The sequence below is a fragment of the Sorangium sp. So ce124 genome, from assembly GCF_051525235.1.
Lineage (GTDB): Bacteria > Myxococcota_A > Polyangia > Polyangiales > Polyangiaceae > Sorangium > Sorangium atrum.
In genome coordinates, this window is record NZ_CP150312.1 from 4,535,159 (window position 1) to 4,549,510 (window position 14,352).

At 71.5% G+C, this 14,352-nt stretch carries 10 protein-coding genes; 1 reads left to right on the forward strand and 9 read right to left on the reverse strand.

Going from position 1 to position 14,352, the window contains the following annotated elements; translation table 11 throughout:
* Nucleotides 1–7 precede the first annotated feature (7 nt).
* Both WMF19_RS17145 and WMF19_RS17150 read right to left on the reverse strand, forming a co-directional pair.
* Nucleotides 8–4,513 (reverse strand): sigma 54-interacting transcriptional regulator, encoded by a 4,506-nt coding sequence (locus tag WMF19_RS17145; RefSeq protein ID WP_437900092.1) that lies wholly within the window; start codon nucleotides 4,511–4,513, stop codon nucleotides 8–10.
* A gap of 41 nt (nucleotides 4,514–4,554) precedes the next feature.
* A complete protein-coding gene (locus WMF19_RS17150) occupies nucleotides 4,555–5,325 on the reverse strand; it encodes a DUF3105 domain-containing protein (protein WP_437900093.1) in 771 nt (256 codons plus the stop codon).
* Nucleotides 5,326–5,402: 77 nt separating this feature from the next.
* Between WMF19_RS17150 and WMF19_RS17155 the strand changes: the two genes are divergently transcribed.
* Nucleotides 5,403–6,299, forward strand: coding sequence for a diguanylate cyclase (locus WMF19_RS17155; RefSeq protein WP_437900094.1), 897 nt, complete (start codon nucleotides 5,403–5,405; stop codon nucleotides 6,297–6,299).
* Nucleotides 6,300–6,315: 16 nt separating this feature from the next.
* Here the strand turns inward: WMF19_RS17155 and WMF19_RS17160 are convergent, their stop codons facing one another.
* From WMF19_RS17160 to WMF19_RS17190, 7 genes are all read right to left on the reverse strand, one after another.
* On the reverse strand, nucleotides 6,316–7,455 hold the full coding sequence (locus WMF19_RS17160) for a hypothetical protein (protein ID WP_437900095.1): 1,140 nt from the start codon (nucleotides 7,453–7,455) through the stop codon (nucleotides 6,316–6,318).
* A gap of 77 nt (nucleotides 7,456–7,532) precedes the next feature.
* Nucleotides 7,533–7,787, reverse strand: a complete 255-nt coding sequence (locus WMF19_RS17165) for a hypothetical protein (RefSeq protein ID WP_044964942.1) — start codon at nucleotides 7,785–7,787, stop codon at nucleotides 7,533–7,535.
* 108 nt (nucleotides 7,788–7,895) lie between these two features.
* Nucleotides 7,896–9,344: a cytochrome c3 family protein gene (locus tag WMF19_RS17170; RefSeq protein WP_437900096.1), complete on the reverse strand. Its 1,449-nt coding sequence runs from the start codon at nucleotides 9,342–9,344 to the stop codon at nucleotides 7,896–7,898.
* 11 nt (nucleotides 9,345–9,355) lie between these two features.
* Nucleotides 9,356–10,960 (reverse strand): hypothetical protein, encoded by a 1,605-nt coding sequence (locus WMF19_RS17175; RefSeq protein ID WP_437900097.1) that lies wholly within the window; start codon nucleotides 10,958–10,960, stop codon nucleotides 9,356–9,358.
* Between the two features lie 314 nt (nucleotides 10,961–11,274).
* Nucleotides 11,275–12,036: a HEAT repeat domain-containing protein gene (locus tag WMF19_RS17180; RefSeq protein WP_437900098.1), complete on the reverse strand. Its 762-nt coding sequence runs from the start codon at nucleotides 12,034–12,036 to the stop codon at nucleotides 11,275–11,277.
* Between the two features lie 272 nt (nucleotides 12,037–12,308).
* Nucleotides 12,309–13,121 carry a hypothetical protein gene (locus WMF19_RS17185; RefSeq protein WP_272098125.1) on the reverse strand — a complete coding sequence of 271 codons (813 nt, stop codon included), beginning with the start codon at nucleotides 13,119–13,121 and terminating at the stop codon, nucleotides 12,309–12,311.
* A gap of 139 nt (nucleotides 13,122–13,260) precedes the next feature.
* Nucleotides 13,261–14,169, reverse strand: coding sequence for an outer membrane beta-barrel domain-containing protein (locus WMF19_RS17190; protein ID WP_437900099.1), 909 nt, complete (start codon nucleotides 14,167–14,169; stop codon nucleotides 13,261–13,263).
* Nucleotides 14,170–14,352: the final 183 nt, after the last annotated feature.

Below are 14,352 nucleotides of genomic sequence, written 5' to 3' on the forward strand. Positions count from 1 at the left end.
GCCCGCCTCACGCCTCGATGGCGAGCCGCTTGATCATCTTCTGAAGGCCGAACCTGGACAGGCCCAGCAGCTTGGCGGCCTGCGTCTGGTTCCCGCGCGTGCGCTCGAGCGCGTCGCGCACGAGCTCCGTCTCCAGCGCGTCGATCCTCGCGCGGACGTTGAGGCCGAGCTCGCGCGGCGTCGCGCTGCCGCCGTGCGCGATCTCCGGGGAGAGGTGCTCCCGATCGATGGTCCCGTCGCAGAGCACGAGCGCCCGCCGGACCTCGTTCTCCAGCTGGCGCACGTTGCCCGGCCACGCGTAGGCCGAGAGCCGATCCATCGCCCCGCGCGTGACCCGGACCGGACCGCGGCTGTGCTTCTCGAGGAAGTGCTGGACGATGAGCGGCACGTCCGTCGCGCGCTCGCGCAGCGGCGGCACCCGGATCGTGATGATGTTCAGCCTGTAGAGCAGATCCTCCCGGAAAGCGCGGGCGCGGACGAGCGCCTCCAGATCCCGGTGGGTCGCGGCAATGACGCGCACGTCGACCTTGCGCGCCCGCTCCGAGCCGATCGGCCTCACGAGGCCGTCCTCGATGACCCGCAGCAGCTTCGTCTGCATCGCGAGGCTCATCTCGCCGATCTCGTCGAGGAACAGCGTGCCCCGATCGGCCACCTCGAAGAGCCCGGCGCGCGGGCGATCCGCGCCCGTGAACGCGCCGCGCACGTGCCCGAAGAGCGCCGACTCGAGGAGCCCTTCGGGGATCGCGCCGCAGTTCTCGCTCACGAACGCGTGCGCGGCGCGCGGCCCGTTGTGGTGGATGGCCCGCGCCACGAGCTCCTTGCCGCTGCCGGACTCGCCGCAGACGAGCACCGGCACCTCGGAGGCGGTCACCCGATCGACGAGGCGCAGCATCGCGCGCAGAGGCTCGCTCTCGCCGATGATGGCGTCGTACCGGTAGCGCGTGTCGCGGCCGCCGCGCGCCCTGGCGAGCTCGAGCGCCGCGGCGTCGAGCTCCGCCTCGCGCCGCGCGAGCTCCTCGGCGAGGCGCGACGAGGCGCGCTCCGCGCGGCGCGCGGCGCGGCGCAGCTCGACCTGCGCGCGCGCGTCGGAGATCGCCAGCGCCGCGACCGACGCGATGGCGCGCGCCCACCGCAGCTCCTGCGCGCCGAACGCGCCGCGGCGCACGCGGTCGTCGAGGTAGACGACGCCGAGCGCCTCGCCGCGCGCCACGAGCGGGACGGCCAGCACGCTCCGCAGCTTCAGCGCGTGCACGCTGCGGTGCACGCTCGGCAGCTCCCCCGCCGCGTCGACCGCGACCACCGGCTCGCGCGCCTCCAGGGCGCGGCGCGCGAGCGTCTCCGACAGCGCGAGCTGCTCCGCGCCGAGGCTCGAGCGCGCCAGGTTGCGCGCGGCCCGCGGGACCAGGCGCCCGTTCGGGGCGCGCAGGAGCAGGAGCCCCCGCTCGACCCCCGTCCAGAGCACGAGCGCGTCGACGACCCGGTCGAGCAGCGGCGCGAGCCGCTCGCGCTCGCCGAGCGCGCCGACGAGGGCCTCCAGATCGCGCGCCTGCTCGGGCCGGAGCCCGCTCTCCGGCAGCGCCCGCGCGCGGACCACCCACGGGAGCGATCGGACCGCGCCGGAGAGCGCCGCCGCCCCTGGCGACGCAGCGGAGGCGCCGGCCGAGCCCGCGCCCGCGTTGCGCCCGCAGAGCTCGCGGGCGGCGTCGGCGAGCGCCGCGAGCACCCGGTGCGCGACGTCCGTCTGGCCGGCCCTGACGGCCAGCGCGTGCGCCGCGGCCAGCGCCGGGCCGCGCGCCGCGATCGGGGCGCGGGCGCCCGCGAGCGCGGCGATCGCGGCGAGGACGCGGTCGCTGCGGCCGCGCCACGCCGACGCGCCCGACGCGCCCGCCGGGCCGCGCGGCGCGTCGTCCGCGGCGATCGCGGCGCCGACGTCGTCCGCGGCGAGCGCGATCGCGGCGCGCGCGCCCCACCAGTCGAGCCGCGAGGCCGCCGCGGGCTCCGGGCCGTTCGCGAGCTCGTCGAGCTCCTCGACGCGGGATCCATCGAGCTCGTCTGCGCCGTGGCGCAGGAGCCGCGCGGCCGCCCGGAGCGTGTCGTCCGCGGAGCCGCCGGCGAGGAGCGCCGCCGCGCGCGCCGCCGCCGCGCGCGGGTCGACGTGCGATCCGACGTCCGCGCTGGCGCCGCCGTCGCCCCGCGCGGCGACCACGTCGGCGATGGCCCAGAGCGCGTAGGCCTCCGCCTTCGCGTCGCCCGCGTCGCGGGCCCGCGCGATGGCGTCCTCGGCGGTCCGGCAGGTCTCGTGCACCAGGCCCGCTGTTGCGTAGGCGGCGGCGCAGGCGAGCAGCGCCCGGGCGCCCTGCGCCGGCCGGCCGAGGTGCTCCCAGAGCAGCGCCGCGCGGGTCGAGGTCGCGATCGCGCCGTCGAGATCGCCGAGATCCACCGCCGCCGCCGCCTCGCCGGTCCGGTAGGTCGCCTCCTCGACCACCGCGCCGGCGCGGACGGCGTAGTCCACCGCGGCGCTGAACGACGCGTGCGCGCGCTCCGGATCGCTCGCGTGCCACGCGTAGCCGCGCACGGCGGCCATCCGCGCCAGCTCCTCGACGGAGCTCGCGAGCGCCTCGCCGCGCGCCACCTCCGACAGCGCCCGCGCGGTGTCGCCGCGCAGCACGGCGAGCAGCGCGCGCACCTCGCAGAGCGGCGCCGTGACCGCATCGCCGGCGAGCGCGTCGGCCGCCTCCAGCGCCCCCGCGTCGATCGCGACGCGCGCGAGCACCGCGCGCGCGCGCCCCTCCGGGTCCGCGCCGGCGTCGATCGCGGCGCGCGCGCGCTCCTCCGCGAGGGCGCGATCGCCGGCGCGCCTAAGCACCTCCGCCGCGATCGCCGCGGCATCCGTCGCGCCTCGAACGCACGAGCGCAGCATCAGGCTCCGCGCGCGCCCGGCGTCGCCGTGCAGCCGGAGCGCGTTGGCCGCCGCGACGACCAGGCTGGCGGGCGCGTCGTCGCGCTGCTCGACCGCCTCGAGCGCGAGCGGATCCGGCGGCACCCGCGCGATCGCGAGCGCCAGCGCCGCCGCCTCCGCAGCGCCGAGGGCTCGTGCTTCGGCGGCGCCCTCGGCAGCTCCGCGGTCCTCCGGCGCCGCGCTCGCCCGCCGCCGCGCGCCGCTCCCCGGGGTTCCCAGCACGGCCGCCTCCACGTCCGCGTACGTCCAGGCGCGCGGCGGGACCTGCCGCGCGAGCGCGACGAGCGCGTCCGCGAGCGCCCTCTCCGGCGCCGACGCGAGGGGCCCCATCGGCCACGCCGCCGCGCTCGTCCCCGCGAGCGCGGTGAGCCACCGCGCGACGCGGTCCGGCCCGAGCCGCCCCAGCCACGCCGCGTCGCCCTGCGGCGGACCCGCGCGCGCCGCGCCGTCGCCCGCGCGGAGCGGCGCGCCGGAGAGCGCGCGCACCCGCTCGACCACCGCGAACGCGTCCACGAGCCAGGGGGCGACGTCGTCGCGCACCCCGAGCGCCGCATCGAGCTCGTGTCGCCGCAGGCGCAGGTAGGCGGCGCGCACGCGGCGCGCGTCGCGGTCCTGTCGATCGCGCTCAGCGGCGGGCGCCCCCGCGTCGCGGCCGGCGCGCCCCGCGGGGGACGCGGCGACCGGGTGCCGCGCGCGCGGCGCGCCGGCGAGCGCGGCGCGGGCCGACTCGGTGACCCACGCGGACGACGGGCGCGCCGCGGGGGAGGGCGAGAGGAGCGCCCGGCAGATGGCGTCGAGCGGCGGCCCGGCCGCGCTCTCCGCGGCCACCGCGGCCCGCGCCGCTCCGATGGGATCGTCCGCGTCCGCCACGCCAGGGAAGGCGATCTCGGCGAGCAGCGTCCCCAGCGCGAGCAGGTCCCTCGCCCGCGCGTCTCCGAGCTCCGCGTCCCCGCGCGCGATGTACCTCAGCGTCGCCCCGTCCACGGAGGCCTCGTGGATCGAGCACGCGAGCCCCAGGTCGATCACCGCGACCCGCCCCTCCGGCGTCAGGATAAGGTTCTCCGGCTTGAGATCTCCGTGCGCCAGGCCGATGCCGTGCAGGTCGGCGAGCGCCTCGCCCGCGTCGCGCGCGGCGGCGAGCGCGAGCGCCGCGCGCTCGCCGGGAGGCAGCCCGCGCAGGGCGTCGGCGACGGCTCGCCCTTCGACCCAGCGCATCGCGACGAACGCGCGCCCCTCCTCGCCGGGGGCGCCCTCGACGCGCGCGGCGCGAGCGACGCCAGACGGCATCGCGAGCCAGCCGACGTCGACGAGCTCCGGCAGCCGCGGCGAGAGCGCCAGCGCCGCGTGCAGCGCCTCTCGGGCGAGCGCCCGCCGCGCGGAGGCGCGCTGCGCCGCGGGCGCTCCGCGCTCGCGCGGCTCGATCTTGAGCGCCACCATGCCGCCGCGCTCCCTATCGACGGCCCTCCAGACCTCGGCCGACCCGCCGGACCCCGCGACGTCCAGCAGCCGGAAGCGCTCTGCCAACCGAGGTGTCACGGTCGACGGCTCGCTCATGCCCAGAATGCTCCCGGGCCGCGAGCCACCTGTCAACCCGGTTACGGCTCCGGTGGAGCGCCCTCCGCCATGCCTCCCGCGCCTCCGCCGCCGCCGCCGCCGCCCGGGCCGTCGCCGCAGCTCGGCGCGCCGCCGTCTGGCAGATCGATATCGACGGCCCCCGCGTCGCCGCACGTGTCTTCCGGGCCCTTGCCGTAGTGGTCCGCCACGAAGCGCGCGAGCGACGCCTTGTCGAGGCACGTCGCGGTGTACGTGGCGCCCCAGGCCGCGGCTGCGACGGGGGTGTCCAGCGCGCTGTCGGGCGTCATCACGAGGCGCGCCTCCGGCCCTCCCGGCACCAGGAGGCACTTCGGATCGGAGGCGGCCTCGGCCCGCACCTCGTCGAGCGCCGCCTTCACCTCCGCGCAGCCGGACGAGGCGCACCGGTACGCGAGGACGATCGCGCCGTGCTCGAGGTTGTGGACGTACATCTCGCGCGGGACCTCGGACTCGAAGCGCTTGTACTCGGCCCAGATGCCCCAGTGATCTCCGCCGCTCGGCGGGTTGGTCGTGTACTGGACAGGCGCGCACGTGGCCACGTGTTGCGCCGACGTGACGGGGATCCCCGTCCTGACGACGACCTTGCACTCGGTCTCGCCCGGGAGCGGCGGAGCCTCCGGAAAGCTCGTGACGGTCTCGGGTTGTTGCGGCGCGGGCGCGGCGTCGCCCTCGTCGATCGGGGGCGCGCTCGTGCCACACCCGCTGAGAGGACCGGCGAGCCCGGCGGCCATCGTGGCAGCGACACACATCTGCGCGAAACCGCAGTGTTTCATGGCCGAAGCCTACCATGTCCGACGCGCGACGCGCGTTGCCCTGGCACGTCGGCTCTGGTGTACTTGGCTCCCCTAGCGTGGCGAAGCAAGAGAACGATCATCGGCAGACGCTCGTCACCTGCACCTCGATCGCCCCGCCGGTGCTGCCGGTGGCGCCTGGCACCGCGTGTCTGGTGGTGATCTACGGCACCGAGCTCGGGCGCCGCATCGCGCTAGGGACCGGGGCAATCGAGTGTGGGCGCGCGATACAGACCGATATCCCGCTCGACGACGACGCGGTGAGCCGGCGTCATGCGCGCATCTCTTGGACGGGGATGAGCTACGTTGTCCGCGATCTCGGCTCGACCAATGGCACCTACGTGAACGACGTCTCCGTCGATGAGCGCGCCCTCAAGGACGGCGACCAGGTGAAGATCGGCCGGACGATCTTCAAGTTCATCCAGGGTGGGAACGTCGAGCTCTCGTATCACGAGGAGATCTACCGGCTGATGACCTTCGACGGTCTGACGCAGGTCCACAACAAGCGCTCCTTCGAGGTCGCGCTGGAGCGCGAGGTATCGCGGGCTTGCCGCTACCATCGCCACCTCGCGCTCATCATGTTCGACATCGATCACTTCAAGAACATCAACGACACCCGCGGGCACCTCACGGGCGACGCCGTGCTCCGCCAGATGGCCGCGCTCGCCGCCGCGAACGTCCGCCGCGACGACGTCCTCGCGCGCGTCGGCGGGGAGGAGTTCGCGCTGCTCGTGCCGGAGATCGCCCTCGACGGCGCCCGCCTGGTCGCCGAGAAGCTGCGCGCGCTCGTGGAGCGCACGCCGTTCCGCTTCGAGGATGGCGAGGTCGCCGTCACCGCGAGCTTCGGGGTCGCCGCCGTCACGCCGGACGCGCCTGTCTCGCCGATGGAGCTCTACCGCCGCGCCGACGAGCGGCTCTATCATGCGAAGAAGGCCGGGCGGAATCGCGTGATGTGACGCTGCGCAAGCGCCGTCAGGGCGAGGCAGCCGGGGCGGAGCAGTCTCGCGGCACGGCGCCGTCGAGGATCCACGCGGACAGGATGTCCATGCCGTCCACGTAAGGCGTTGTGTACTGATCGTCCGGCATCTGGGGGTTCTGGGGGTGGAACCAGAATATCGGCTTCGAGGGCGGGGGCGGCATCGGCATCCCCACCACGAACGCCGCCTGCAGCCGCTCGTTCTCCTGGCGGAGCTTCTCCGCCGCATCGGCAGGCAAGGAGGGGTCGACCGCGATCTGCCCGATGAGGATCTTGTAGAGCAGGTAGCTATTCCCCGGGTTTCCCGGGTCGATGAGCGGCATGGCCCTGCCGAAGCGCTCCGGGGATGCCTCCCCCACGTGCGCCTTCTCGCCCATCTGGGTCTGGTGGGCGGTGCGCCCGATCGCTGTCTCGAGCAGCGGATCGAGCTGGTTGAACGCCGTGCCCAGGTTCAGGTCCAGCCCTGCGGCGGCGCTCGCGCCGTTGTGGCACCCGAAGCAGCCGTAGAAGAGGTGGTACGCGGCGCCCTTCACGCAGGCGATGCACGTCGGATCCGCGGGAGCGTCGCCCTGGCAAGCTTCCGTGCGCATGACGCACTCGAGGTCTCGCTGGCAGAAGAAGTCGCCGCTCGGCGGGCGCTCCGGCATCGCCTGGGGCGGGTTCGTCGCCGCGACGGAGAACTCGATGCGCGTGTTGCCGTCGAGGGGCGCGCCGTCGAACGCGCGGACGCCGGACGGCGCAGCCTCGTCCGCCGGCTTGAAGACGGTCAGCGCATACCGGGTCCCGGGAACCAGGCCCGGCATGCCCTCGATCTGGCGGAAGATGACCTCCCGCTGGACAGGGTTGTACGTGGGCGCGAGGGCGATCGGATTGACGCAGTCGGCGTAGGTCTGGACCGTGGCCAGATCGCCCGAGACGCACACGGACTCGGCGCCGACCGTGGCGCTCACCGAGCTCGGCAGCAGGAAGCGATCGAACTTCAGCACGAAGCTCGCTGTCGACAGGACCTCGGTCGTGCCGGCGGGATCGAGCGCGGTGCGGACGGGCTGGTAGTTCTGGTCGAGGCTGGTCGTGGCGCGCGCCTCGATCAGCTGGACAGGAGGGGCGTCGATCGGCTGGAGCGTGGCCTCCCCCACGTCGCAGCCGGCCGTCGCGAGGGCCGCCTGCAGACAGAGGGGGAGGGGGGCGAGGCGCGTCGCGCGAGCCAGCGTGCTCAGCTCTCGGAGTAGAGCGAGAGCTGCTCGCGGACGACCTTCTCGTTCACCCCGGACTGGATGTGCTCCTTGAGACAGTCGGCCAGCGTGATCAGCATGTCGTCTACCCCTTTCTCCTCGATGAGCTTCGACAAAAGTTGGCGTGCCTCCCGTCCGTCGTCCTCGCGGAGGAAGCCCCGCACTGTCTCCAGCGTGATTTCCCCCTGGAAATCGAGATAGAGGTTGTCGATCAGGTACTTGATCAGCTCCTTCACGCCCGTTCTCCTTGGCGTTCGCGGCGATCGTTAGGGAAGCCGCGCGCACTTCGCTATACCCGTCGCTGGAAGGCCAGGGCAAGGAATATACTGACGGATTTTGACTTTTCATTGGCACCGCTGCACGAACCTGTCGCTCGACTGATGGCACACCAGGCACGGACGCGGGTTCCGGGAGAACGCCGTCTTGCACTTGCTCTCGAACCCGAGCGGGTGCGGGTTCAGCCCTTGCCCGCCTGACGCCCCGCGCGTCGCGTGGCAGGTCGCGCAGTCCCGCTCGGTGTGGCAGGAAACGCACGCATTCAGGTTTCGCTCTGCTTCCCAGGCGTGATGCTTCGCGCCGCGCGGCGCTGTGGTCCACTCCGCCGGCGGGGGATGGAAGCGGCGCCCCGTGGGCCGCGCTGCGCTCGGCGCGTCGCGCGCCACGCCCGTCCGCCGGTGACAGTCCGCACAGAACGTCTGCTCCTGATGGCAGCTCACGCAGCGAGGATTGTCCTGCCGGGCCGCTTGCGGGTGCATCGAGAGGAAGTCGTTCGGGTGGACGTTGCGCGGACGGATCTTCCCGTCGTGGCAGTCGGTGCAGTAGTTCGCGCTGTGGCATGACCCGCAGAAGGCGCTGTCGTTCGCGGCGATCTGCTTGTGCCGCTCGAGCCAGTCGGGCGTGTGCCCCGCGTTGTGCAGCCACGCGGGCGGCAGCAGATCGCCCGTGGCGAACGCCGTCACGAGCCGCCCGTCGGGGCGCGTCACGTGGCAGACGTCGCAGTCGCTCTTCGCCTCACCCTGGGCCGCGCCGCTCATGTTGTGGCACGTGAAGCAGCCGGCCATGCGCGGCAGTTGGTCCCGGGTAGCGAGCTCGATCCGATCGACGCGGCCGTGGCACTGGCTGCACTTGATGTTCCGGCTCACGTGCTTCGCGTGAGGGAAGCGGAGGTTCGCGTGCGGCAGCACGAGCGGCGCCACCTTTCCGTCGCTGCCAGCGTTCTCCCCGATATGGCAGTACGCACACTGTCCGTTCTCGTTCGTCCCCGCCTTCACCTGGGTGAGGTCGGAGTGATCGACATCATGACAGTTGTCGCAAGTCTCGCTCGGCTTCGGCAGCAGCCGGTCCGTCACCGCGCCGCTCGTGTAGGCCGCGCCGTGGCACGACTTGCACGTCTGCTTGAGCCCCTTGACGTGCTTCTTGTGGTTGAAGCGGATCGTCAGCGTCTGCGGGGGATAGATCTCGTCGCTCGGGACCGGGGTCGCGCTCGTCCCGGGAGGCATCCACGCCAGGGGCACCTCCGCGTCGGCGGGCATCGGGTGGAGGCCCGACGTGTACCCGCCGTGCGGCGCCTTCGCAGGCGCCTCTCCCTCGGCGTCGCCTTCGTCCGCGTCGCCATCGGCCGCCTCGGCGCTGTCGTCGCCTGCTGCCGCCGGCGGCTTCGGCTGGGCAGCCGCCTCGGGGCCCACGATCGCGAGCGCCAGCGCGCCCAGGCACGCGACGATCGCGACCCATCCAGGGACGACCCTCGCCTCGTCTCGCCGAGCGCGGCGCCGGCCGTCCTGTCTTGCTTCCATGCGATCCTCGCTCACGGCGCCACCCGCAGGTTCACGAGGCCGACGACCCGGAAGCGCTGGCCCACCAGCCGGTTCATGTCGTGCTCCCACTCGATCTTGAAATCCGCGACCTCGCCCGGCCGATACCCAGCCCCGAGGACATATCCGAACGACGTCGCGCCCCGGTCTGGCCTGAGCGGATCCTCCCAGTCGTACAGCGACATCCGTGCTCCGAGCGCGTAGCGCTGCCCGCTCAGCCGCTTCTCTCCCGAGAGATCGGCCCCCGTCCGGCGCCCGCGCTCCCCCGTCTGCAGCATCCCGCGGAGCTCGACCGACGTCGTGCGCGTGCGGTAGCGTCCCGCGAGGTTCGCGAGCACGTCGGTCGAGATCGTCGCGGCGCGGTTCTTCTCGTCGCGCGCGTAGTCGCGGAGCGCGCCGTCATTCGGATCGAGCGACGTCGCGCCGACGCAGCCTGGTCGATTCACCGCCTCACACTGGCCGGCGCCGAACTCCTCCGGGTTGCCTTCGGCGATCCACATCCGCGTGCCGCCCCACGCCGCGACATCGATCTCGCGGGTGACGTCCACCGCCGCCCGTCCCGTGATCGTGGTGATGGGATCGTGGGTGAACCAGTTCCAGATCGAGTCAGCGTCGAACGTCGGAACGAAGTAGTCGACGTCCGCCCCCAGCGTGACGCGGCTCCCGGCGTACACCTCCAGGCCGCCGTAAAACGAGCCGACGAGCTGGTTGTAGAAGTCGTAGGTCACTCCGCCCTTGAGGCCGCCGAGATCCGGCTTGTTGATGTTGGCGGCGTACCCGAGCCGATCCTGCGAGATGCGCGACGCATCGGACGTCCGGACGCCTCCGCCCGGATCCGGGAACTGCTGGGTGACAGAGGTCCCCAGGTTGTAAACGCGGCGGTAGGTCAGGCGACCGTGGACGAAGCTCGGACCCGCGCTCTCGAGCGCGACGCCGAACGCTGGCGCCAGATCGGACTCCTGATACGACGGGAAATCGGCTGCACTCCCGGGCTGAGTCCGGTCATCGCCGAATCCCCGGTGGCTGCCGCGCCAGATCCCCTGCTGCTCGAAGCGCGATGTGGAGAGCGGCAGGCCGCCGCGCTGCTCGAGCCCGCCGTACGCCTCGAGTTGAACGTAGTACGGTGTCGTCACCCGGAGGAGCGCGCCGTCGAACGACCACCACCCGAGCACGTCGCTCACGTACTGACGGCCGACCCGGAAGCCGAGCCACCCGCCGGCGACGTTCCGCCCTTCGACGTACGCGTACATCAGATCGATGGGCGCCTCGCGCAGCCCCGGGATGTAGCGCGAGCCGCCATCGATGCTGTAGTCGGTCTCGCCGCCCCGCTGCGCGCCGTCGAGGTGGCCATTGATCCCGAAGTCCGCGTCGAGCCGGAGCCGCACGGTCGCGGAGTAGTCGGCCTCGCCTGGGGCAGAGTCGCCCTGGAGGTTGTAGACGGCGAGCCCCAGCGTCTGAAGGAGCCGCCTCCGTTCGATGTTCGTGTCGCCCCAGGGGCTCGCGACCTCGTAGGCCTGGACGCCGGTCGTCGACTCGACCTCGAAGTCGGCCGCGGCTGCGGTGCGCGGGACGAGCGCGCAAGGCAGCAAGCACGCCACGGCCAGCGCGCGTGACAGGGGGAGGTGAGGGAGGGGGAGGCGACAGAGGGGGACGCGACGGGCGCTCCCCACGAGCGTGCCAGGGCGTGCGTCGCTGGCGTGCCGCGGACGACGTCGCGACGGAAGCTCCGCCATCCATGAGAGATGCTCAATCACGGATGGCGCTCGCTTTCGTCTTGTGCGGGCCGGTCTGCGCGGCTTCGCTCTCAGCTGCCGCCGAGGGCTGAACAAGCATGGCGTGGAGTTTCGTCCACACGCGGTGATGCTGTCAACCCGATCGCAGGACGAACGGGTTTGTCACGATGCGCGCCGGGTCAGCTGTATCCAGCGCCCTTCCGGAGCTTGCCGTCCGAGCCCACGCTGAAGCCGTTCGAGTCCTGGAGCGCCTGGCTCGCGCTGCTCCGCAGCTCGGCCGGCACCGTCCAGCCCCGGGTCATCAGCCCCTCGGCGACCTTGTTCTTCACCCGGACCGACTCCTCGGTCGCGAGCATCTTCACCAGCGCTGGCACGCTCGCCTCATCGCCCTGGGAGAAGATGGTCTGCACGGCGTGGAACCTGACCGTCTCGTTGACGTCGTCCAGGAACCGCTCGACCGCCACCCGCACGTCGTCGCCCTTGATGTCGCCCAGCGCCATGATGAGCTGCTGCTTCGGCTCGACGTTGCGCGCATACTCCGTGTCGAGGCGGTCGAGCAGCTGGACGAGCTCGGTCCGGTACTCGGCGTCGTCGAGCAGCGCCCGCAGGATCTTGAGCGGCCAGGTGAGCGCCTCGGCCTTGATGCAGAACTCGACAACGGCCGGCACCGCGTCCTTGCCCGCATCGACGATCCCCCGGAAAGCCAGATCCTTCTCCTCTTGATCCGTGATGGAGGGGTCGATCGAGAACGTGAAGCGCCTGAGGAGCGCCGCCGCCGCATCCGCGCTCTTCATCGCGGCGAGCGACTGGATGGCGTCGAGGCGGTCGTACGTCTGAGCGCGCTTGTCCGCGACGACCTTCGCAGGCCCGGCCACCTTCTTGTCGGAGGGGACGCCCCCGGAAGGGGGATTGCTTTTGCGGAGAAAATCGAAAATACCCAACGCTGACCTCTGGTGGCTGTCCCCGCCGCCCGGTCCGAGCTACCCGGCGATCGTCACCGGATCTATAGCGGGGCGCATCTTCGTGCGCTACGGGCTCATCCGCGTCGTTCGGCTCGCTGCAGCGTGCTCTCGCCCGCCTCACGCGCCTGCCTAGCGGCTGAGCCCGTATCACATGAATCGGCGCCCCGCTAGAGTGGCTCGCGGCAGAGGGTGCTTCCCGCCTGAGCTACCCCGGGCGAACCGGCTCGGTCACCGCGAGCCGGCGCAGCCGTCTACTCCGTCGTCTTGATGCCGGTGGGGAACTGAATACTCAGGCTCACGGTGACCATGCTCGTGAAGTGGAATTCGCGGTCCTTGTCGTCCACCTTGCGGTCGGGGAACGCCTCGTCCGTTCCGAGCCCGTGGTTGTCGAAGCCCGAAGTATTCCATGCGAACGGCAGGGCGCGCCACTCCGCGCCGAAGCCGATGAAGTCCGACGGGTAGAAGTTCCAGCCGAGGCCGAACGTCGGCGCGAAGGCCATGCGGCTCTCGAGTCCGAAGGTCTCCGCGCAGGCGTTCTGGTTGGTCGTGCCGCACTCCTTGCGCTCCTTCACGCCGATCGCCGCGGCTCCCGCGAAGAAGCTCACGTCGGTATCAACGAAGAGCTCGGCGAACAGCGCCAGCTTTCCGCGGAAGGGAACGACCGTGACCTGGGGCGCTGCGACCCACTGGATCTGTCCGAGCTGATCCTTCGTAAGGTCGCCCTTGGTCAGGTTGACCCTGGTCAACTGGCACGCCTTCGTGAACGGTTGGGCATCGCAGTTACGCCCGTCGATCGCGACGCGCTGGAGCTCGTCCGTCAACCCGGCGTTGTACTGAAACCCGTACCCGCCCCAGGCGCCGAAGCCGAGCCAGTCCGTGAAGTGGTAGGTGAGGCGCAGGCCCGGCATGATCGTCCGCCGGTACTCGTCCAGCAGAGTGAACGATGCGCCTGGAGCCACCTCGAACCGCCCGGCACGGTGGAGCCGGAGCTGCCGCACGGCCGGCGCGCCGGCCAGAGGGCCCGTGAGCTGGATCTCCTGCGCCTCCGCGGGCGCAGCCGTCATCAGAAGTGCACAGCCGGTAAGCCCTGCCACCACGGTGCAGAGGCTTTGGACGAATCGACGCATCATGCCTGTCCCCGTCTTTGGCTGAATCATCCTATGTCTCGCGCTCGGCGTCCGCGCGTCCCCACGTCCAAAGTCTTCACTTCGGCAGCCGGTATTCCCAGGAGAACGGCAGGAAGACCGACAATCCGACCTGCGCCTGTACGTTGTTGGTGAAGCTCTTCCCCTCGGCGAGCCAGGTGCTCTTGTCCTGAGGGTTCGCCGCGACGCTGGGGTTCTCGAGCTCGTCGAAGAAGATGTAGTCGCTGACCTCGAACATCGCCGCAAACCAGCGGTTGAAGAAGATGCGGAGGCCACCGCCGACGTGGAAGGAGAGCTTCGGCTTCCAGTCGAAGGTGCGGTTGTCGGGGTCGACGACGGCCATCGGCCTCGTCGAGATCGCGCCGACACCGCCCAGCACGAAGAAGTCGTAGTGGAAGATGAAGTCGCTGAACCCGGCGAACTTGCCGTACGCGGGGACGTACGTGAAGTTCGCATTCGCGTTCCACTGATACTCGGTGATCGGCTCGCCGATACGCGCCGCCCTGCTCGTCTGGAAGTTGAAGTCCGACGGCGTGTTGAGCGCACCGTACCAGTTGCCGTTGACCCCGATCGCGAGGACGTTGGTGAGGTACCAGTTGACCGCGAGCCCCGGCCCGTTGTGGCCGACGAACTGGTCGTTCATCGTCAGCCCGAAGTACGGGTTCACCTCGAAGCGGTGGTAGCGCAGCGCGTAGATCTGCTGCACCGCGTAGGTCTCGTTCTTGAGATCCTTCGCGGCCTCCTTCTCCAAATTGATCGTGGGACACGCCGTCGGGTCGATCTTACAGATGTCCCCAAGCCCCGTCTCTTCGCCGCCCTCGGTCGGGGCAGCGGGCGCCTCCACCGGCTCCGTGCCCTCGGCAGGAGTCTCTGGCTCGTCGAGGTTGATTTCCTTGGGTTGCCCTTTTGGCTGAGCCGACGCCGTAAGCGGCACCGCGACCAGCGCAGCCGCAACGAGAAGCCCCACGCGAGCCTGGTTCATCGCCATCCCTTCCAAAGTCCGTGCGATGCGAGCGATCGATCGCCCAGGTAGTACAGCTTCCTAACTACTCGAATTCATTAAATAATTCGGTCAACCGCCAAGCCCGACGGACTATATCACGCCGAAAATAAAAGGATCAACAACCAAATCCTTTTGCCACGGACGACC